This window comes from Methyloversatilis sp., assembly GCF_965284615.1.
In the GTDB taxonomy this organism is placed as follows: Bacteria; Pseudomonadota; Gammaproteobacteria; order Burkholderiales; family Rhodocyclaceae; genus Methyloversatilis.
This window is the reverse complement of record NZ_OZ260098.1, coordinates 860,277-880,525: the sequence shown is the minus strand read 5'-3', so window position 1 is coordinate 880,525 and position 20,249 is coordinate 860,277. Positions and strand designations below refer to the sequence as shown.

The following is a 20,249-nucleotide window of genomic DNA, read 5'->3' as shown; positions in this document are numbered from 1 at the left end:
GTCGGAATCGACGTCCGCGGCAAGCATCCGCCCCGTCGCGGCCAAGGCCGCTCCCACAGGGATCGCGCCCGACACGCGGCCGGCGCCGGGTTCTGTGGGAGGGGTCTTCTGACCCCGACTGCACCCGCAATGCGCTGCGTCAGCGGCTCGGGAAGCGCCCGCGACCCAAGCCGTAGCGGCTGAGCCGGCGGTAGAAGGTGGCGCGCGGCATGCCGATCAGCGCGGCCGCCTCGGTGGCGCGCCAGCCGGTAGCCTCCATCGCTTCGACGATGCGCCGCCGCTCGTCGGCCTCGGCGTCACTGCGCGGCAGCGCGAGAGCGGGTGGCGGCTCGTCGAGCGCGCGCAGGATGTTGTCCGGCAGATGCTCGCGCGACATCGTGTCCGATTCGCACACCGCCACCGCATAGCGCAGCGTGTTGCGCAGCTGGCGGATGTTGCCGGGCCAGGCGTAACCCATCAGCTCTTCCGCCAGTGCCGCCGGCAGTTCGATGTCGCGACCGGCCGCGGCGCACTCCTCGTCGAACACCTGCTGCAGAACGTCGCGCCGGTCGCTGCGCGCACGCAGTGGCGGCAAGGTGAAGGTCGCGGCGTTGAGCCGGTAGAAGAGGTCCTCGCGGAAACGGCCGGCTGCAACCAGCGATTCGAGATCGCGGTGGGTGGCGCAGATGACGTTCAGATCGACCTTCTCCGGTTCGGTGCCGCCCAGACGCAGCACCTCGCCTTCGGCCAGCACGCGCAGCAGCCGTGTCTGCAGCGGCAGCGGCATGTCGCCGATCTCGTCGAGAAAGAGCGTGCCGCCGCTGGACAGCTGGATCTTGCCCGCCTCGCCCTTCGCCTTGGCGCCGGTGAATGCGCCTTCGCGGTAGCCGAACAGTTCGCTCTCGATCAGGTTCTCCGGAATCGCCGCGCAGTTCAGCGCAACGAAGGGCTTGTCGCGCCGCTCGCTCTGCGCGTGGATGGCGTGCGCGAACGCTTCCTTGCCGGAGCCTGTTTCGCCGAGCAGCAGGATGGGCAGGCGGCTGTTCACGATGCGCTTCAGACGCTGGATGTCACTGACCAGGCGGGTGTCGCGCGCGGTCAGCGTGCTGAAGTCGTGCCGCCCCTGCACCGCACGCCGCGTGACCCGTCGCTGCTCCGGCACGCGCACGATGGCCGACAGCGCCTGGCCGGTCGTGAGCCGACGCAGCGCGACCGGCATGCCCGGGCGGTCGTGCGCGGCGCGCAGCAATTCGTCGGCGCTCAGATCGAACACTTCATGGAAGGCACGCGGCAGCGGACCCGCGTGCTCCAGCAGTTCGACATGGGCGAGGAAATTGGCCTGCACCACGTAGCCGCGCTCGTCCAGCGCCAGCAGGTAGCTGCGTTCCGGCTCCAGTCCGCGGCCGATGCCACCAATCTGCAGCGTCCACCGGTGGCGGTTGGCTTCGATGAACCAGGCGTTCTCGATGAAGCGGGCGTTCTGCGCCACCAGCTGGAACACCACCGACTGGCTGCGCCGGTCGTCCGGTGAGGCCAGCGCCGAGGCGTTCAGCACGCCCATGATGTCGTTGTCCGGACCGAATATCGGTGCCGCGCTGCAGGTGATGCCGATGTTGTAGGCACGGAAGTGCTCACCCTTGTGCACCAGGATGGGCGCGCGATCGACCAGCGTCGTGCCGACGCCGCAAGTGCCTTCGTCCTGTTCGGACCAGCAGGCGCCGACACGGAAACCGCGCGATTTGAATTCGTGGTCTATGGTCGGCAGACCGCGGAAATCGACCGTGCTGCCGTCGGCGTCGGTCATCAGCACGCAGTAGCCGGCGTCCTTGATCTGGCTGTGCAGCTTGCCCACGCCGAGGCGCGCGAGCTGCAGGAAGGATTCGATGCGCCCGCAGCGCTCGCGCACCTCCGCCGCACTGAGGATGCGCGGCGCCGCCGGCACTTCGGGGTCACCCGGTAGAGCTCCATCGAGCGCCGCCACGAGTCGGCGATGCGCTCCTCGCCGGCCAGCGCGAGCGCGCCGGCGCGCGCGTCCGACGCCGCGGCGACCCGCCTCATGTGCTGCGAAAACTCGTCCCTGAATCGCATGGCCCGTCCTCCTCCTACCCGTTTTCGTCATCGCCGTGCGGTCCGGCCGCCGGCTGTTTTCGCGACAGTGTAGGAGACGCCTTCCGCGCGCTTCAAGCGGAATCTCCGCTGCACCGCAGCATCGCAACACCCCTGCAAGCCACTGAATTACAAGGATTTGTCTCACTTCGAGTGAGATTCCGTCTCACCTGAGCGGGAATTCCCGCCGCCCTCGACCCGGCTTGTTCGCGGGATGGATTCCCCGTTCTGGCGGGCAAATCCGGCGTCGCTGCGTCGTTTGAAACACGTCTGCAACACAGCCCATACGCATATCGAGGCCACGTCCGGCACATGGCACGCCGCTCGCTCCAGCGCTGTTCGCCACACCCAAAACAGCGAGGAGACCATGGACAAGGACAACACGAAAAAAGTCGCCGACAGCGCGTGCGCCCCCTGCTGCATGCAGCGTCGCGATGCAATGAAGGCCGCCATCGCGGTCACCGTCATGCTTGGCAGCGGCCTGCGTGGCGCACAGGCCAGCGAGCCGGCCGACCTGCCGCCGCAACCGGGCGACCGTCTGGTGCGCATGGACGACGAAGACACGCCGCAGCCGCTGAAGGTCGCCGACATTCCGCTCACCAGCAAGCCCGTACGCGCGCTGCCCTTCGCCGTGACCGATGCGCTCGTGCGCGACGGCAGCCGTCTGGGTCGCGTCATCCTGATGCGCTTCGACCCGGCGTCGCTCGACGACGAAACCCGCGCCCGCAGCGCCGACGGCGTGCTCGCCTACTCGGCGGTGTGCACCCACCAGGGCTGCGAGGTGAGCGAGTGGGACGCCAATGGCGGCGCGATGTTCTGTTTCTGCCACTTCTCCAAATTCGACCCGCTGAAGGCCGGTGCCGTCACCGCGGGTCCAGCTGGACGCGCCCTGCCCTGGCTGCCGCTGAAGAGCGAGAACGGCGAGCTGGTGGTGGCCGGCGCGTTCAGCTCCGTCCCCGGCGTGCGCAAGGGCTGACCGGCCGATCCCGCTTTACACCGTCCGGACGTCACAAGGCGAAGCGTCCGGGCTGCAGCAGCGGTCGCGCCCACGAAGCGCGACCACACCTTCGCCCTAAAACACAGGAGGAAGCATGAGAACCATGATGAAGCGGACCGCCGTCGCGGCGGCACTGCTCGCACCGCTGGTGGCCGGTGCGCTGCCGGCCTACACGCCGGTGACCGACGCGCGGCTGAACAAGCCTGAGGCGCAGAACTGGCTGATGTACCGCGCCAACTACGCCGGCTGGGGCTACAGCCCGCTCAAGCAGGTGAGCGACAAGAACGTCGACAAGCTGCAGCTGGCCTGGGCATTCTCGACCGGCATGACCGAAGGGCATCAGGCGCCGCCCATCGTGAACAACGGCTACATGTTCGTCGCCACACCGAACAACCAGGTCATCTGCCTGGAAGCGAAGACCGGTCGGGAGATCTGGCGCTACAAGAAAACCATTCCGGACGAACTGCAGCAGCTGCACCCGACCAACCGCGGTGTCGCGCTGTACGGTGACCGCGTCTACATCGCCACCACCGACGCCTTCCTGGTCGCGCTCGACGCCAAGACCGGCAAGGAGGTGTGGAAGACCGCTGTGGCCGACTGGAAGTCCGGCTACTACATGACGCTGGCGCCACTGGCCGCCAAGGGCAAGATCATGATCGGCAGTTCTGGTGGCGAATACGGCATCCGTGGTTTCGTCGCCGCCTTCGATGCCGACACCGGCAAGGAAGCGTGGCGGACCTACACCATCGCCGGCCCCGGCGAACCGGGCGGCGACAGCTGGCCGGGCGATACCTACAAGCGCGGCGGCGGCTCTGTGTGGATCACCGGCACCTACGACCCGGACACCAACCTCGCCTTCTGGGGTGTCGGCAACGCCGGCCCGTGGATGGCCGACACGCGCAGCGGCGACAACCTGTACGCCAACTCGGTGCTGGCACTGGATGTCAACACCGGCAAGCTCAAGGGCTACCACCAGTATCACCACAACGATTCGTGGGACTGGGACGAGGTATCCGCCCCGCTGCTGATCGACCTCGAGCACAAGGGCAAGAAGGTGAAGTCGCTGGTGCACGCCGGCCGCAACGGCTATCTGTGGATGCTGGAGCGCACCGACAGCAAGGTGAACTACGTCGATGCCTGGCCCTATGTCACGCAGAACGTATTCACCCAGCTCGACCCGAAGACCGGTCGCCCGACCTATGACCCGGCGCGCATCCCCGCCACCGGCAAGACGGTGAACTTCTGCCCCTCGCTGTGGGGTGGAAAGGACTGGCCGCCCGAGGCCTACAACCCGCACACCGGCCTGCTCTACATCCCGGCGCAGAACAATCTGTGCTCGGAACTGACCGGCGAGCCGGTCAAGTACAACAAGGGCGATCTCTACCTCGGCGTGTCGATCGAGAACGTGCTCACCAATGTGCGCATGACGCCGGAGTCGAAGGTGCACATCGGCGAGGTCCAGGCCTGGGACCTCAAGACCGGCAAAGGCGTGGACCCACACCTACCCGGAAATGAACTGGGGCCCGCTGATGACCACGGCCGGCAATCTCGTGTTCGGTGGTGGCACCAACGACCGCAAGTTCCGCGCCTTCAACGCCAGCACCGGCAAGCTGCTGTGGGAATTCCCGACCAACTCGGGCGTGACCGGCGTGCCCTCCAGCTTCGAGGTCGATGGCGAACAGTATGTCGCCGTGCAGTCCGGCTGGGGCGTCGATGCCGAGCGCATGCAGGGCGCGTTCAACGCGGTGCTCGACAAGAAGACCACCGTGCCGCAGGGCGGCGTGATCTGGGTGTTCAAGCTGCCCAAAAAGTGATCCGCCGGGGCGCCCGCTCTGCCGAGCGCCTGCCTGACAAACCATAACAAGGACATACCCTCATGAGCACTGCTGCAAACACTCCCATCCGCGCCGCAAAGGCTGTCGTCTCCGCTGCCGGTATCGCACTGGCGCTGCTGTCCGGCAGCGCCAGCGCCCAGACCACCTTCGACGTGATCGGTCCGCACGAGTACGACCTGCCGGTGAACTTCGACCAGCCGTTCAACGTGTTCGTGCAGTACGCCACCGTGCAGCGCGACAGCCGGCTGTTCGACAATGACGGTGATCGCCAGCGCGGCAACAGCGCGCAGAAGATCATCGGCCTGTCGAAGTACGTGCGCTTCTGGACGCCCGAGTCGAACCGCAACATCGGTCTGGCCTTCGAGGTCATCCAGCCGACGGTGGGCATCCGCAACCGCGACGCCGTTGATCCTGACGCGCGCCATATCAGCGGTTTCGGCGACACCATCACCGGCGCGGCCATCTGGTACAAGCCGACGCCCGGTTCGACGCTGGGTTTCCAGACCTTCCTGCAGATCCCGATCGGCGACAAGGACGTCAGCGACACCAACTGGAAGAACCTTTCCAGCCTGCTGTGGTACGTGCCGCTGACCGAGCGCATCGGCTGGACCGGCGACCTGGGCTTCGTCGCGCAGAGCCGGCGCGACGACGGCAACCGGCCGGGCATGCTGTGGCACACCAACAACCGCTTCGGCTATCGCGTAAACGACTGGCTGGAGCCGTTCGCCGGTGTCGACTACGAGCGCATCAGCGGCCGCAACGGCGCCGGTGACTCGTGGGGCTTCGATGGTTCGCTCGGCGTGATGTTCCATTACTACGGCAACCAATCGATCGCGCTGCGTTACTCGCACGGCATCGAGGGCGAGAACCGGCCGGTCAACAACAGCATCAACATCAAGTACGCCTACGTCTGGTAAGTCCCGGCCGGAGGCGTGCCGCGGCGCGCCTCCGGCCTCACTCAAGGAGGCATCAAATGAAACTGCTGCACGCACTCGCACTGAGCATCGCCCTGCTGGTCGCACTGTGGGTCTGCCTGAGCATCGGCATGCCGAACCTGCAGCTGAACCCGTGGATAGGCTTCGTCGCCTGGGCCACCTTCTTCGCCGCTGGCGGCGGCAGTCAGGCGCTCGGCAAATCGGCCTTCGCCGCGCTGGCCGGCGTCGTGCTGACCGCCGGCACGATGTGGCTGGTCGCGCTGGCCGGCGGCAGCCTGCCGGCGCTGGCGCTGCTGGTCGCGGTGCTGGCCTTCGTGCTGGTGGCGATGGCCGACGTCGCGGCGCTGTCCTACACACCGGCCGCCTTCCTTGGCGCGGCCACCTATTTCGGCGCCACCGGCGACACCTTCGAGAAGGCGCTGTTCGTCGGCCTGACCTGGGTCGCCGGCCTCACCTTCGGCTACCTGTCCGAATCCTTCGGCAAACGCATGACGCGCGCCGCCTGATTTCCGTCCCAAGGAGAAGCTGCAATGAGTACCCATCACAATTACATCGACGGACGCTTCGACGAGGCCGACGTCGCCACCCGCATCGAGGTGTTCAACCCGGCCACGCACGCCTTGCTCGACACGGTGCCTGAAGCCGGCGTCGCCGCGGTCGAACGCGCGATCGCCGCCGCCCGTGCGGCACAGCCGCAATGGGCGAAGCTGCCGGCCATCCAGCGCGCAGCGCATCTGCGCAAGGTAGCCGAAGGCCTGCGCGGCGTGCGCGAGGAGATGGCGCGCCTGCTGACGCTGGAACAGGGCAAGACGCTGGGGCTGGCGCGCGTCGAGGTCGACTTCACTGCCGACTACCTCGACTACATGGCGGAATGGGCGCGTCGCATCGAGGGCGAGGTGCTGACCAGCGACCGCCCGGGCGAAAGCATCTTCCTGCTGCGCAAGCCGGTCGGTGTGGTCGCCGGCGTGCTGCCGTGGAACTTCCCGCTCTTCCTGATCGCCCGCAAGATGGCGCCGGCACTGGTCACCGGCAACACCATCGTGATCAAGCCGAGCGAGGAAACGCCGCTCAACGCCTTCCTGTTCGCGAAGCTGGTGCACGCGGCCGAACTGCCGCGCGGCGTGTTCAACCTGGTCGGCGGCCGCGGTGAGACCACCGGCGCCGCGCTGACCGGCAGCCGCGCCATCGACATGGTGAGCTTCACCGGCAGCGTCGAAACCGGCAGCCGCATCATGCAGGCCGCCGGCCGCAACCTGACCCGCGTCAATCTGGAACTGGGCGGCAAGGCGCCGGCCATCGTGCTGGCCGATGCCGACCTCGATCTCGCCTCGACCGCGATCACCGCCTCGCGCGTCATCAACACCGGGCAGGTGTGCAACTGCGCCGAACGCATCTACGTGCAGCGCGCAGTCGCCGACGAGTTCATCACCAAGCTCACCGCGAAGATGGCCGCCACCCGCTACGGCGATCCGATCGCCGACCCGAGCATCGACATGGGCCCGCTGGTGAACAAGGAAGGCCTGGACAAGGTCGCCGCCATGGTCGAACAGGCCAAGCGCGACGGCGCCCAGTGCGTGCTCGGTGGCCAGATCGCCGACCGCGCGTCGGGCTATCACTACGAGCCCACGGTGCTGATCAACTGCCACGCCGACATGGACATCATGCGCCGCGAAATCTTCGGCCCGGTGCTGCCGTTGCAGCTGGTCGACGATCTGGACGAGGCGGTGGCTCACGCCAACGCGTCGGACTACGGCCTGACCTCGTCGGTCTATACGCGCGACCTCAATGCTGCAATGCGCGCGATCCGCGACTTGCAGTTCGGTGAGACCTATGTCAATCGCGAGAACTTCGAAGCGATGCAGGGTTTCCACGCTGGCCGCCGCAAGTCGGGCATCGGCGGGGCCGACGGCAAGCACGGGCTGTACGAGTACACGGAAACCCACGTGGCCTACATACAGCACGGCTGACGCGCGATCCGGGTGAGGCGATCCCTCACCCGTCGTACGCCATCCGGGTCTTGTACAAGACCAGACGATCTCCTCGGTTGCGGGCACTCCGGCCCCGGAGTTGCCCGCTTTTTTGCGGCCGGACGACCGGATTTCGGTTTTCCACCACTGGCGGCAAGTCCGGGGGGTGTCCATAATTGCGACACGTTGACGCGGGCGATCCCTGCGTTCGACGCTGCCATGGCAGCTACCCGCTGCCGCTTCAGAGCTGTTGACACTTGCATCACCCATGCGCAGACGGACAGGCGCCTCGGACGAGTTTCTCCTCGCCCGGCACGCTGACGACCCCGGGCGGGCTCCATGCCCCGACCGGGTTGTGCATCGGCGGTGCATCTGATCGAACGGCTCGATCAAAAAAGAGGAGAAAGCCTGGATGTCTGCACTACCCAATCCCCTGCTCGCTTCCGATCCGGATGCCGTCGAAACCCAGGAATGGCTCGACGCGCTGGAAGGCGTGATCGAACACGCCGGCGAGCAGCGTGCGCATTACCTGATCGAGCGGCTGACCGAGCTGTCGCGGCGCGCCGGCATCAACATTCCGTACTCGGCCACCACGGCATACGTAAACACCATACCGGCCGGCAAGCAGGTGCAGGCGCCCGGTGATTACGAGATCGAGCACCGCATCCGCAGCTACATCCGCTGGAACGCGATGGCCATGGTGCTGCGCGCGAACAAGGACACCAATGTCGGCGGCCACATCGCCAGCTTCGGCTCCAGTGCCACGTTGTACGACGTGGGCTTCAACTGGTTCTGGCATGCGCCCAGTCCGACCCACGGCGGCGATCTGATCTACTTCCAGGGCCACTCGGCACCCGGCATCTACGCCCGCGCCTTCATGCTGGACCGCCTGACCGAGGCGCAACTCGACAGCTTCCGCCAGGAAGTCGGCGGCAAGGGTCTGTCGAGCTACCCGCATCCGTGGCTGATGCCGGACTTCTGGCAGTTCCCGACCGTATCGATGGGCCTTGGCCCGCTGCAGGCCATCTACCAGGCCCGCTTCATGAAGTATCTGCAGGACCGAGGCATCGCCAACACCGAAGGCCGCAAGGTGTGGTGCTTCATCGGCGACGGCGAGACCGACGAGCCGGAAACGCTGGGCGAGATCGCGATGGCCGCGCGCGAAAAGCTCGACAACCTGATCTTCGTCGTGAACTGCAATCTGCAGCGCCTCGACGGCCCGGTGCGCGGCAACGGCAAGATCATCCAGGAACTCGAAGGCGATTTCCGCGGCGCCGGCTGGAACGTGATCAAGCTGCTGTGGGGCAGTTACTGGGATCCGCTGCTGGCACAGGACAAGACCGGCCTGCTGGCGCAGCGCATGATGGAAGTAGTTGACGGCGAATACCAGACCATGAAGGCGCGCGACGGCGCCTATGTGCGCGAGCACTTCTTCGGCAAGTACCCGGAACTGGCGGCCATGGTCGCCAACTGGAGCAATGACGACATCTTCCGCCTGAACCGCGGCGGCCACGACCCGCACAAGGTGTATGCCGCCTACCACTCGGCGGTGAACCACACCGGCCAGCCCACCGTCATTCTGGCCAAGACGATCAAGGGCTATGGCATGGGTGGCTCGGGCGAGGCGCAGAACATTTCGCACCAGCAGAAGAAGGTCGATCTGGAATCGCTGCGCGAATTCCGCGACCGCTTCGACCTGCCGATCAAGGACAGCGAACTGGAATCGCTGCCTTATCTGAAGTTCGACGAGAACTCGAAGGAAGTCGCCTATATGCGCGAGCGCCGGATGGCGCTCGGCGGCTACCTGCCGCAGCGTCGTTCCAAGGCCGAACCGCTCGAAGTGCCCCCGCTGTCGGCCTTCGATGCGCTGCTGAAAGCGTCCGGTGAAGGCCGCGAACTGTCCACCACGATGGCCTTCGTACGCATCATGAACATCCTGCTGCGCGACCCGCATATCGGCAAGCGCGTCGTGCCCATCGTGCCGGACGAGTCGCGCACCTTCGGCATGGAAGGCATGTTCCGGCAGATCGGCATCTGGAACCAGGAAGGCCAGAAGTACGTGCCGCAGGACGCCGACCAGCTCATGTTCTACAAGGAATCGAAGACCGGCCAGATCCTGCAGGAAGGCATCAACGAAGCCGGCGGCATGAGCGACTGGATCGCCGCCGCCACCGCCTACTCGGTGCACGGCGTGGCGACCATCCCGATCTACATCTTCTATTCGATGTTCGGCTTCCAGCGCATCGGCGACCTGATCTGGGCCGCCGGCGACCAGCGCTCGCGCGGCTTCCTGGTCGGCGGCACGGCCGGCCGCACCACGCTGAACGGCGAAGGGTTGCAGCACGAGGACGGTCATTCCCACCTGTGGTCCGGCGCAGTGCCGAACTGCATCAGCTACGACCCGACCTTCTCGTACGAAGTCGCCGTCATCGTGCAGGACGGCCTGCGCCGCATGATGGCCGAACAGGAGGACGTGTTCTATTACCTGACGGTGATGAACGAGAACTACGAGCACCCGGCGATGCCGGAAGGCGCCGAGGCGGACATCCTGAAGGGCATGTACCTGTTCCGCCGCGGTGCCGCCTCCAACGGCCCGCGCGTGCAGCTGACCGGCAGCGGCACCATCTTCCGCGAGGTGATCGCCGCCGCCGACCTGCTGAAGAGCGACTGGGGCGTGGAATCCGACCTGTGGTCCTGCCCGAGCTTCACGCAGCTGGCCCGCGACGGCGCCGACTGCGCGCGCTGGAATCTGCTCAACCCGCTGGAAACGCCGCGCGCCTCGCACGTCGAGAACTGCCTGCGCGACACGCGCGGTCCGGTGATCGCGGCCACCGACTACGTGCGCCTGTTCGCCGAGCAGATCCGCGCCTATGTGCCGCGCCGCTACGTCGTGCTGGGCACCGACGGCTTCGGCCGTTCGGACACGCGCGAGGCGCTGCGCTCGCATTTCGAGGTGGACAGACACTGGGTGACGGTGGCGGCGCTGAAGGCGCTGGCCGACGACGGTGCGCTGGACCGGGCGAAGGTGGCGGACGCCATCGCGCGCTACGGTCTGGACGTGACCAAGCCGAACCCGCTGTACGTCTGAGTCGGAAGAAGCGGACCGCGGATCGACGCCGACACGCCCGATCGTCCCGGATGAAGACCCCTTCTGGTCCTTGTCCGCGACGACCGGAGCTGTCCGCGCCGATCTGCGGTCGGCCTTCAACACCCACGCCCCGGTCGCGCTGTGCGCGGCCGCATCGAATGCGAGGCTTGAATGAGCACGATCAATATTGAAGTACCCGACATCGGCGACTTCTCCGATGTCCCCGTCATCGAAGTGATGGTCAAACCCGGCGACCGCGTCGAAGCCGACGCGCCGCTGGTATCACTCGAATCGGACAAGGCCACGATGGACATTCCGGCGCCGCACGCCGGTGTCATCGGCCAGATCACGGTCAAGGTCGGCGACCGCGTGTCGCAGGGCAGCGTGATCGGCACGATGGAGGTGGGCGAGGCGCCCGCCGCCGCGCCCGCCACACCGGCCCCCGCACCGGCGCCCGTTGCCGCCGCCGTGGCACCGGCTCCGACAACGGCTGTCGCTGCCGCTCCAGTCGCAGCCGCCGGCGCCGCACCAGCCACGACCACGCAGTCGGCCCGCGGCGACTACACGCCGGCCGCCGGCGCGGTCGCACTGCCCAGCGCCGCCGACATCGCGGCCGAGCTGGTGGGCGGCAAGAAGGCGCACGCCAGTCCGTCGATGCGCGCCTATGCGCGCGAACTGGGCGTCGATCTCACCCGTGTGAAAGCCAGCGGTCCGAAAGGACGCATCACGCGCGAAGACATCAACGCCTTCGTCAAGGGCGCGCTGCAGGCGCCGGCCACATCCGCACCGGCCGTCGCCGGTGGCGGCAGCGGCCTGGATCTGCTGCCCTGGCCCAAGGTCGATTTCACCAAGTTCGGCGACATCGAACGCAAGCCGCTGTCGCGAATCCGCAAGCTGTCGGCGGCCAATCTCGCGCGCAACTGGGTCATGATCCCGGCGGTCACTTACCACGAAGAAGCGGACGTGACCGACCTCGAGGCCTTCCGCCAGCAGATCAACGCGGAACAGGCCAAGGCCGGCGTCAAGCTCACCATGCTGGCCTTCATCATCAAGGCGGTGTGCGCGGCGCTGAAGAAATTCCCCGAGTTCAACAGTTCGATCGACCTGCAGGCGGAAGAGCCGGCGCTGATCATGAAGCAGTACTGCCACATCGGTTTCGCCGCCGACACGCCGGGCGGGCTGGTGGTGCCGGTCATCCGCGACGCCGACAAGAAAGGCGTGGCGCAGCTTGCCGCCGAATGCGGCGAGCTGGCGACCAAGGCGCGCGACGGCAAGCTCTCCGCCGCGGAAATGCAGGGCGCCTGCTTCACGATATCCAGCGTGGGCGGCCTCGGCGGCACCGGTTTCGCGCCCATCATCAATGCGCCGGAGGTCGCCATCCTCGGCGTCAGCCGCAGCACGATGAAACCGGTGTGGGACGGCTCGGCCTTCCAGCCGCGGCTGATACTGCCGCTGTCGCTGACCGCCGATCACCGCGTGATCGACGGCGCAGCGGCCACCCGCTTCAACGCCCATGTCGCCGCGCTGCTGGCCGACATGCGTCGCGTACTGATGTGAGGGGAACGGCCATGAGCACACTGACTGTAAAAATCCCCGACATCGGCGACTTCAAGGACGTGCCCATCATCGAAATCATGGTGAAGCCGGGCGACACCGTGGAGGCGGACGCGCCGCTGATGTCGCTCGAGTCCGACAAGGCCACGATGGACATCCCCGCGCCGCAGGCCGGCCGCATCGTCGAACTGAAGGTGAAGGTCGGCGACCGCGTATCGGAAGGCAGCGTGGTGCTGACGATGGACGCCACGGGCGCTGCCGAGGCGGCGCCCGCGCCGGCACCGGCGGCTGCACCGGCCGCCCCGGCCCCTGCACAGGCCGCAGCCGCCGCGCCGGTGGCCGCCACCGGCAGCGCACCGGCCAAGGTCGATGAAAGCTGCGCTGTGCTGGTGATCGGTGGCGGCCCCGGCGGCTACTCGGCCGCCTTCCGCGCCGCCGACCTCGGTCTGGATGTCGTCATCGTCGAGCGCTACGCCACGCTGGGCGGCGTCTGCCTGAACGTCGGCTGCATCCCGTCCAAAGCGCTGTTGCACGTGGCAGCCGTGGCCGACGAGGCCGAAGCGCTGGCCGCCCACGGCATCAAGTTCGGCGCGCGCGAGATGGACATCGGCGCGCTGCGCGGCTGGAAAGACAAGGTGGTCGGCAAGCTGACCGGCGGCCTGGCCGGCATGGCCAAGGCCCGCAAGGTGAAGGTGGTGCGCGGCAACGCCCGCTTCGTCGATCCGAACCATGTGGAGATCGCACTGACCACCGGCGACGGCAAGGCGGAAACAGGTGACAAGAAGGTGCTGAAGTTCGGCCACTGCATCGTCGCCGCCGGCAGCCAGGCGGTGAAGCTGCCTTTCATGCCGGACGACCCGCGCGTCGTCGATTCAACCGGCGCGCTGCTGCTGGCCGACATTCCGAAGCGCATGCTGGTGATCGGCGGCGGCATCATCGGCCTCGAAATGGCCACCGTCTACTCGACGCTGGGTGCCCGCATCGACGTGGTCGAAATGACCGGCGGGCTGATGCAGGGCGCCGACCGCGATCTGGCCAAAGTGTGGGAGAAGAAGAACGCCCATCGCTTCGACGCCGTCATGCTGAATACCCGGGTGACGGGAGCGGAAGCGACGGCGGAGGGCATCAGGGTGAGTTTCGAAGGGGCGAAGGCGCTAGCGGAGCCGCAGACCTACGACCGCGTGCTGGTGGCGGTCGGCCGCTCGCCGAACGGTCGCAAGCTGAACGCGGAAGCGGCCGGCCTGCGGGTGGACGAGCGTGGTTTCATCCCGGTCGACAGCCAGATGCGAACCAACGTGGCGCACATCCACGCCATCGGCGACATCGTCGGCCAGCCCATGCTGGCGCACAAGGCGGTACACGAAGGCCACGTCGCGGCGGAAGTCATCGCCGGTCACAAGCGCCACTTCGACGCCACCGTGATTCCGTCGGTCGCCTATACCGATCCGGAAGTCGCCTGGGTCGGCCTGACCGAGGACGAGGCCAAGGCCCAGGGCCGCAAGGTGACCGTGGGCAAATTCCCGTGGGCGGCCAGTGGACGGGCGATCGCCAACGGTCGCGACGAAGGCTTCACCAAGCTCATCTTCGACGCGGACACCCACCGCGTCGTCGGCGGCGGCATCGTCGGCACCTCGGCTGGCGACATGATCGGCGAGGTGGCGCTGGCCATCGAGATGGGTGCCGACGCGGTCGATATCGGCCACACCATCCACCCGCACCCGACGCTGGGCGAATCGATCGGCCTCGCCGCCGAAGTCGCCGAAGGCAGTTGCACCGACCTGCCGCCGCTACGCCGCTGACACAACGCTGCGACGCGCGTCCGACCCGCTGCCGGGCAGGCCTTGCAGGCTGTCCGGCAGCGACCGTCGGCGAAATTTACAGTCCCCCCGGCAAGCCCCAGCGCAATGATTGAAAAAATATGAAAACACACATCCAATCATTCACTTAAATGAAAAAAACACAAGCGGTCCGCTTCTTGCTAGTCATCGACTATCCAACGATCGCCTGATGCAAGCTGCGCATCCTCAGGTCGCCGTGATCAAGTCGGCGCGCCAGCATGGACAAGCGCGCTAACATCCGCGGCAACGTGCCTTATCGGTGAAATCAAATGAACGAGCTCGACAAGAACAGCCAGACCGACGCAACCCCCGCCCCGCAGACCGAGCAAGTTGATGCCGCGCGGCGGCGTCTGACCCGCGGCGGTGCAGCGGGCGCCGGTGTGCTGCTGTCGGTGGCGAGCCGTTCAGCTTTCGGCACCAGCACCTGGGGCACCTGCACCGGATCGGAAATCGCCTCGGGCAATCTCTCGCGTGACGGCACACCCCGCCCGTGCGGCTGCAGCCCCGGCTTCTGGGGCAACAGGAACGGCAAGAAGATCTGGGAAAACCCGGACCTCATTCCCTTCATCTATGCGCAAGGTCAGTACTTCAACAGCGTGTTCGGCGTCGCTTTCTTCAAGCCGTCGAAGAACGAAACGCTGCGCGAGGCCATCGACAAGACCGGCGTGATCTACGACAAGACGATGAGCGGCGGCTGGTGTCCGACCAACAAGGTCAACAACATGAAGACCTGCGCCTTCCACGCCGTGGCGGCGCTGCTCAATGCTCAGTACTACGGCAACCGTTACCCGGTCGTCGGCATGCAGTCGCCGGAAGCGGTGATCGCTGCTTTCCAGACTGCCTTCAGTGGCGGCGTATCCGCACTCGAAGCCTTCATCACCAAGGTCAACGTCTATACCTCCGGCGTGTGGTGCGAAGGCCAGAACGGCTGATCGTCGCGTGACGGCAGTGTTGTGGTCTCTGGTGACGCCGGAGACCATGTCGGTGCTGAGCTGGCCTGACGGCGTCGTGCTGTACGACGCTCGAACCTCCACCACCCGCTTGCTCGCGCCCCGTGCCGGCGCCATCGTCGCCCGCCTGAAGGCCGGCCCTGCCGACGTCTCAGTGCTGGCGGCGCTGCAGCCCACAGACGACGTCGCGCTCCCCGAACTGCTGGACGCACTCGCGCGATACGGCATCGTGCGTGCGGCAGACTGAGCCCCCCCGTGTCGCAACGCCCCCACCTTTCTACGCTGGCGCCATCGGAACTGCGTCGGCGACTGCACAGCCCCGACGGACTGAGGCTGCAGCTCGGACGATTTGTTGCCGGCATACGCTCCAATTTCGAATCGGTCGCCGACGGATTGCAGACGCTGTACGCCGACTATCCGGTCGCGACCGCGGACGACTTCTGCGACTACCCGGTCGAACTGCGCAGCAGCGGACTGCGCCGCTATGTACGTCCGCAGGCCATCTTCCGCTTCGAGGGCATGCAGCCGTTCAAACCGCTGCCCGGCGATCAGGCGGTCGCCATGCTCGAATGGGGCCTGAACTGGGTATTCACCAACCACGCCCAGCACTACCTCATCATCCATGCCGCCGTGCTCGAACGCGACGGGCTGGGCCTCGTCATGGCCGCGCCGCCCGGCTCGGGCAAAAGCACGCTGTGCGCCGCACTGGCGTTGCGCGGCTGGCGCCTGCTGTCGGACGAACTGGCGATGATCGGCCTCGACGACGGTCTGCTGATGCCGCTGCCGCGACCGGTCAGTCTGAAGAACCAGTCGATAGACATCGTCCGCCAGCTCCCGGGCCAGCCGGTAATCGGCCCGATCGCCCACGACACGGCGAAGGGCACGGTGGCGCACATGCGCGCGCCGCGTGCCAGCGTCGAGGCGGCGCTGACGCCGGTGCAGCCGCGCTGGATCCTGTTTCCGCAGTTCGCGGCCGGTCATGCACTGGACATCGAAGCGCACGGCAAGGCGCACACCTTCATGCAGCTGGTGAGCAATTCCTTCAACTATCCGCGTCTCGGCGTCACCGGCTTCGAAGCGATGGGCCGTCTGGTCGATGGCTGCGACGGTTACACTGCGCGCTACGGCTCGCTCGACCAGATCGTGCCGGCACTCGAATCGATCTGCACGCGTAGCGCCTGAGGCGGGCCGGCACCGCCGGCCGCTGCGCCCCGACCGGAACATGAGCCGACAGACGGACACCCACCTGGCGAGAGCGCTCGCCACACCCGAATTCACCGAACGCTTCGACGCGCGCGACTGGGAAGCCCTGATCGGACAGGCGCGCACCAGCGATCTGCTCGGGCAACTGGCCGAGCGGCTGCGCGACGCCGGACGCCTGGAAAGCACGCCGCCACAGGTGCGCTTCCATCTCGATGCCGCGCTACGCATCGCCGCGCTGCACCGCGATTCGCTGCTGCAGGAACTGGCGGTGATCGGCGACGCACTGCAGGCTCTCGGCCAGCCGGTGCTGCTGCTCAAGGGCGCCGCTTACGCCGCCGCCGGTCTGCGCGCAGGACGTTCGCGCCTGTTCAACGACATCGACCTGATGGTGGCCAAGGACGTCATCGATCGCGCCGAGGGCGCCTTGTTCCGCAGCGGCTGGCGCCCGACCCACCTGAATTCCTACGACCAGCGCTATTACCGCGAGTGGATGCACGAGCTGCCGCCGATCGAGCACATGACGCGCGGCACCGTGATCGACCTGCACCACACCATCGTGCCGCCGACCTCCGGCCACATTCCCGACGCGACACAACTGATCGCCGACGCGCATCCGGTCGCCGTGCCGCACTGCCCGGATGTGTTCCACGTGCTGTCGCCAGTCAACATGGTGATGCACTCGGCCTGCCACCTGTTCTTCGGCGAGTTGCAGAAGGGCTTGCGCGATCTCTACGATCTGCACTGCCTGCTGGACGAGTTCTCGCCGGAGCCCGGATTCTGGACAGCACTTCTGCCGCGCGCACGCGCGCAGCAGCTCGAGTATCCGGTACTGCTGGCACTGCGCTTCGCGCAGCGGATCTTCGGCACCGACATTCCCGATGCGGTGGCGAGCGAGGGCCGCACGCGACTGGCGGCCCGTCCGACCGGAGCGCTGACCGACCACCTGATCGACGCGTCGATGTATCCGCTGCACCCGAGCAGCGATTCGCCGTGGCGTCGCGCGCGCCGGCAGATCCTCTACGCACGCAGCCACTGGCTTAGAATGCCTTTGCACCTGCTGATCCCGCATCTTGCTTACAAGGCCTTCATCCACGACGATGGCAAGGCCGCCTGAATACCGAGGACTCCGTTCGATGACCGCCGATGAACTGAAGATTGCCGTCGCCCGCGCTGCCCTGCCCCACGTCATACCGGGCGACCTGCTGGGTGTGGGCACCGGCTCCACCGCCAACCACTTCATCGACCTGCTGGCCGCCGAGAAAATCGAGATCGCCGGCGCGATCGCCAGTTCGGAAGCGTCCGCCGCCCGCCTGCGCGGGCACGGCATCAAGGTACTGACGCTGGACGAGGCGATCGCCTCCGGCCGCCGCATACCGGTCTATGTCAACGGTGCCGACGAGATCGACCCCGGACTCAACCTGATCAAGGGCGGTGGCGGTGCGCTGACGCGGGAGAAGATCGTCGCCGCCGCATCCGACTGTTTCGTCTGCATCGCCGACAGTTCGAAGTGCGTCAACATGCTGGGGCGCTTCCCGCTGCCGATCGAGGTCGTTCCGATGGCACTCGGCCTGGTCGCACGCGAACTGGCCAAGCTAGGCGGCGTACCGAAGCTGCGTGAAGGCTTCGTCACCGACAACGGAAATCTCATCCTGGACGTTGCAGGGCTGAAGATCGCCGAACCAGCGCTGTTCGAGAGCGAACTGGACCATCTGACCGGTACCGTGACCAACGGGCTGTTCGCCCGCCGACGCGCCGACCTTGCGCTGGTGTCGTCAGCCGACGGTGTGCGCGCGCTGCACGCCTGAACATCGCCGCCCGCATGGGGTCCAACCCCATTAAATCCTTCAGGACATGACGCCATGAGCGAACACATTTCCAAACGCTACGACGCCGAACTCGAAAGCGTCCGCACCGGCCTGCTGCAGATGGGCGGCCTGATCGAACAGCAGATCGAACACGCGATGCGCGGCGTGATCGAGCGCAACCTGCCGTTGCTCGAAGAAGTGATCGCCAACGACAAGAAGGTCAATGCGATGGAGATCGAGCTGGACGACGCCTGCAATCACCTGATTGCCAAGCGCCAGCCGGCCGCCAGCGACCTGCGCGTCATCATGTCGGTGGTGAAGACCATCACCGATCTGGAGCGCATCGGCGACGAGGCGAAGAAGATCGCCAAGATGGGACGTCACATCCTCGAGTCCGACGCCATCTTCGTGCCGCGCGTCGAACTGCGGCACGCGGCCTCGATGGCGGTGGACATGCTGCGCCGCACGCTGGACGCGCTGGCGCGCATGGATCTCGCCAGCGCCACCGAGGTGGTGCGTCAGGACAAGGAGGTGGATGCCGAATTCAAGTCCATCATGCGTCAGCTCATCACCTTCATGATGGAAGACCCGCGCACCATTTCCTGCGGCCTCGACCTGCTGTTCATCGCCAAGGCGATCGAGCGCATCGGCGACCACTCGAAGAACATGGCGCAGTACGTGGTGTTCATGGTGAAGGGTACCGACGTCCGCCACGCCGGACTGGCCGCGATGGAAGCCGCCGCAGCCGCCGATTAGTTTCAGCGCGGCGGGTCAGTCGCCGCCGGGGCGTCGCCTTCCCCGGATGCGGTAGAACTGGCGATGTCGGGCAGTGGGGCGTCGCTCTCGGGCATTTCGGGCGCGCGCGACAGCTGCTGCGCCAGCGCCAGCTGATCCGGCTTGAGCGACGCCGCGATTTCATCCCGCGCCCCGCGCGCCGCGCCGTGGCCCTGTGCGGCAGCGCGATTGAACCATGCGTAGGCACGCACCAGATCGAGCGAGACACCCTCGCCGATGCGGTGCAGGCGGCCCATGTGGTATTGCGCGCCGACATGGCCACTGCGCGCCGCGGTGCGGAACCACCTGCCGGCGGCCTTGTAATCCTGCAGCGTGCCGCGGCCGAGTTTCAACGCCAGCGCAAGTTCGTACTGGGCCCGTGCGTGCCCCTGTTCGGCCGCCTTCTCCAGCCACTTCACCGATTCCGCCACATCCGTCGCTTCGCCGGTCCCGCCCTGGGCCAGCATCATCCCGTAGGCGTACTGCGCCTCGGGGTCACCGGTTTCAGCGCGCTGACGCTCCGCCTCCAGCGGCTCCAGTTCGGCAATGAGCTGTTCGTGCTCGGTCGGAGTGCGCGTCTCGACCCCCTGGACGGTGACCACGATGGCCACCAGCAGACCGAGCGCAAGTGAGCCGCCGACCGCCGCGAGCGGAATACGCCGGAAGCGGACGAAGCGCTTGTGGCAGTTGCGGCAACGTACCGGCTTGAGCCAGAAGCGTCCGGCCTTCTCGTCCGAGTTCTTCCAACTGGAGTCCTTCGTGTTGCTGCTGAGGCAATACGGACAGCAACGCGGCCCCTGCAGGACGCTGGACAGGCGGGTGGATACAGTCATGATGAAAAGCTATCACGCACCCTGGACGGCTCCCGTGAAGAACTGTGTCGATCAGGCGGCCGGCGGCACGAAGCCCGTGACCTGGTCCGCACCTTCGCCAAAAAAGTGCTTTTCCATCTGTTCCGCCAGATACTTGCGTGCGCGCGGGTCCATCAGGCTGAGACGGTTTTCGTTGATCAGCATGGTCTGGTACTTCACCCACTGCTGCCACGCCTCCTTCGACACCGATTCGAAGATACGTGCGCCCAGTGCACCGGGCACCGGCGGAAAGTCGAGGCCTTCGGCCTCGCGACCCAGTTTGATGCATTGAACCATGCGTGCCATCTGTCACTCCTGTAAACGTTGGATGTATCGAATTCTAGGCCCTGTGCCGGGCGCTGAATCG

The 20,249-nt window shown here is 66.5% G+C and carries 16 protein-coding genes and 1 pseudogene; 14 read left to right on the top strand and 3 right to left on the bottom strand.

The window, feature by feature from the left end; genetic code table 11:
* Positions 1 to 139 precede the first annotated feature (139 nt).
* Positions 140 to 2,067: pseudogene (locus ACQ66H_RS04295) on the bottom strand (sigma-54-dependent Fis family transcriptional regulator).
* A gap of 385 nt (positions 2,068 to 2,452) precedes the next feature.
* On the opposite strand from ACQ66H_RS04295, the gene ACQ66H_RS04290 reads away from it, so the two are divergent.
* The 14 genes from ACQ66H_RS04290 to phoU all read left to right on the top strand — a co-directional run bounded on the left by ACQ66H_RS04290 (position 2,453) and on the right by phoU (position 19,013).
* The gene (locus ACQ66H_RS04290) at positions 2,453 to 3,061 is read left to right on the top strand and encodes a ubiquinol-cytochrome c reductase iron-sulfur subunit (RefSeq protein ID WP_430432953.1); all 609 of its coding nucleotides are present in this window, start codon (positions 2,453 to 2,455) and stop codon (positions 3,059 to 3,061) included.
* 115 nt (positions 3,062 to 3,176) lie between these two features.
* Complete coding sequence (locus ACQ66H_RS04285) at positions 3,177 to 4,943, top strand: PQQ-dependent dehydrogenase, methanol/ethanol family (RefSeq protein WP_430432952.1); 1,767 nt, start codon at positions 3,177 to 3,179, stop codon at positions 4,941 to 4,943.
* Positions 4,944 to 4,958: 15 nt separating this feature from the next.
* Positions 4,959 to 5,834: a transporter gene (locus tag ACQ66H_RS04280; RefSeq protein WP_430432951.1), complete on the top strand. Its 876-nt coding sequence runs from the start codon at positions 4,959 to 4,961 to the stop codon at positions 5,832 to 5,834.
* A 56-nt stretch (positions 5,835 to 5,890) separates the two neighbouring features.
* Positions 5,891 to 6,358 carry a DUF1097 domain-containing protein gene (locus ACQ66H_RS04275; protein WP_018230257.1) on the top strand — a complete coding sequence of 156 codons (468 nt, stop codon included), beginning with the start codon at positions 5,891 to 5,893 and terminating at the stop codon, positions 6,356 to 6,358.
* A 24-nt stretch (positions 6,359 to 6,382) separates the two neighbouring features.
* Positions 6,383 to 7,819 (top strand): aldehyde dehydrogenase, encoded by a 1,437-nt coding sequence (gene aldA, locus ACQ66H_RS04270; protein WP_430432950.1) that lies wholly within the window; start codon positions 6,383 to 6,385, stop codon positions 7,817 to 7,819.
* A 412-nt stretch (positions 7,820 to 8,231) separates the two neighbouring features.
* Positions 8,232 to 10,907 carry a pyruvate dehydrogenase (acetyl-transferring), homodimeric type gene (aceE, locus tag ACQ66H_RS04265; RefSeq protein ID WP_430432949.1) on the top strand — a complete coding sequence of 892 codons (2,676 nt, stop codon included), beginning with the start codon at positions 8,232 to 8,234 and terminating at the stop codon, positions 10,905 to 10,907.
* A 171-nt stretch (positions 10,908 to 11,078) separates the two neighbouring features.
* Complete coding sequence (gene aceF, locus ACQ66H_RS04260) at positions 11,079 to 12,464, top strand: dihydrolipoyllysine-residue acetyltransferase (RefSeq protein WP_430432948.1); 1,386 nt, start codon at positions 11,079 to 11,081, stop codon at positions 12,462 to 12,464.
* 11 nt (positions 12,465 to 12,475) lie between these two features.
* Positions 12,476 to 14,260 carry a dihydrolipoyl dehydrogenase gene (gene lpdA, locus ACQ66H_RS04255; protein ID WP_430432947.1) on the top strand — a complete coding sequence of 595 codons (1,785 nt, stop codon included), beginning with the start codon at positions 12,476 to 12,478 and terminating at the stop codon, positions 14,258 to 14,260.
* A gap of 308 nt (positions 14,261 to 14,568) precedes the next feature.
* On the top strand, positions 14,569 to 15,231 hold the full coding sequence (locus ACQ66H_RS04250; RefSeq protein ID WP_430432946.1) for a hypothetical protein: 663 nt from the start codon (positions 14,569 to 14,571) through the stop codon (positions 15,229 to 15,231).
* Between the two features lie 7 nt (positions 15,232 to 15,238).
* Entirely contained in the window at positions 15,239 to 15,496 is a 258-nt protein-coding gene (locus ACQ66H_RS04245) for an HPr-rel-A system PqqD family peptide chaperone (protein ID WP_430432945.1), read from the top strand.
* A gap of 8 nt (positions 15,497 to 15,504) precedes the next feature.
* The gene (locus tag ACQ66H_RS04240) at positions 15,505 to 16,431 is read left to right on the top strand and encodes an HprK-related kinase A (RefSeq protein ID WP_430432944.1); all 927 of its coding nucleotides are present in this window, start codon (positions 15,505 to 15,507) and stop codon (positions 16,429 to 16,431) included.
* A 40-nt stretch (positions 16,432 to 16,471) separates the two neighbouring features.
* Positions 16,472 to 17,566, top strand: a complete 1,095-nt coding sequence (locus ACQ66H_RS04235; RefSeq protein ID WP_430432943.1) for a nucleotidyltransferase domain-containing protein — start codon at positions 16,472 to 16,474, stop codon at positions 17,564 to 17,566.
* A gap of 19 nt (positions 17,567 to 17,585) precedes the next feature.
* Complete coding sequence (gene rpiA / locus ACQ66H_RS04230; RefSeq protein ID WP_430432942.1) at positions 17,586 to 18,257, top strand: ribose-5-phosphate isomerase RpiA; 672 nt, start codon at positions 17,586 to 17,588, stop codon at positions 18,255 to 18,257.
* A gap of 54 nt (positions 18,258 to 18,311) precedes the next feature.
* Positions 18,312 to 19,013 (top strand): phosphate signaling complex protein PhoU, encoded by a 702-nt coding sequence (gene phoU / locus ACQ66H_RS04225; RefSeq protein WP_304004810.1) that lies wholly within the window; start codon positions 18,312 to 18,314, stop codon positions 19,011 to 19,013.
* A 2-nt stretch (positions 19,014 to 19,015) separates the two neighbouring features.
* Here the strand turns inward: phoU and ACQ66H_RS04220 are convergent, their stop codons facing one another.
* Together ACQ66H_RS04220 and ACQ66H_RS04215 are read right to left on the bottom strand one after the other, a co-directional pair.
* Positions 19,016 to 19,864, bottom strand: a complete 849-nt coding sequence (locus ACQ66H_RS04220) for a tetratricopeptide repeat protein (RefSeq protein ID WP_430432941.1) — start codon at positions 19,862 to 19,864, stop codon at positions 19,016 to 19,018.
* A gap of 51 nt (positions 19,865 to 19,915) precedes the next feature.
* On the bottom strand, positions 19,916 to 20,188 hold the full coding sequence (locus ACQ66H_RS04215; RefSeq protein WP_019919514.1) for an oxidative damage protection protein: 273 nt from the start codon (positions 20,186 to 20,188) through the stop codon (positions 19,916 to 19,918).
* Positions 20,189 to 20,249: the final 61 nt, after the last annotated feature.

Coding starts and splice junctions, on each gene's coding strand:
- aceF (WP_430432948.1), top strand. CDS start 11,079: ATGAGCACGATCAATATTGAAGTACCCGACATCGGCGACTTCTCCGAT.
- ACQ66H_RS04250 (WP_430432946.1), top strand. CDS start 14,569: ATGAACGAGCTCGACAAGAACAGCCAGACCGACGCAACCCCCGCCCCG.
- ACQ66H_RS04215 (WP_019919514.1), bottom strand. CDS start 20,188: ATGGCACGCATGGTTCAATGCATCAAACTGGGTCGCGAGGCCGAAGGC.
- aldA (WP_430432950.1), top strand. CDS start 6,383: ATGAGTACCCATCACAATTACATCGACGGACGCTTCGACGAGGCCGAC.
- ACQ66H_RS04290 (WP_430432953.1), top strand. CDS start 2,453: ATGGACAAGGACAACACGAAAAAAGTCGCCGACAGCGCGTGCGCCCCC.
- phoU (WP_304004810.1), top strand. CDS start 18,312: ATGAGCGAACACATTTCCAAACGCTACGACGCCGAACTCGAAAGCGTC.
- ACQ66H_RS04235 (WP_430432943.1), top strand. CDS start 16,472: ATGAGCCGACAGACGGACACCCACCTGGCGAGAGCGCTCGCCACACCC.
- rpiA (WP_430432942.1), top strand. CDS start 17,586: ATGACCGCCGATGAACTGAAGATTGCCGTCGCCCGCGCTGCCCTGCCC.
- ACQ66H_RS04280 (WP_430432951.1), top strand. CDS start 4,959: ATGAGCACTGCTGCAAACACTCCCATCCGCGCCGCAAAGGCTGTCGTC.
- ACQ66H_RS04220 (WP_430432941.1), bottom strand. CDS start 19,864: ATGACTGTATCCACCCGCCTGTCCAGCGTCCTGCAGGGGCCGCGTTGC.
- ACQ66H_RS04275 (WP_018230257.1), top strand. CDS start 5,891: ATGAAACTGCTGCACGCACTCGCACTGAGCATCGCCCTGCTGGTCGCA.
- aceE (WP_430432949.1), top strand. CDS start 8,232: ATGTCTGCACTACCCAATCCCCTGCTCGCTTCCGATCCGGATGCCGTC.
- ACQ66H_RS04285 (WP_430432952.1), top strand. CDS start 3,177: ATGAGAACCATGATGAAGCGGACCGCCGTCGCGGCGGCACTGCTCGCA.
- lpdA (WP_430432947.1), top strand. CDS start 12,476: ATGAGCACACTGACTGTAAAAATCCCCGACATCGGCGACTTCAAGGAC.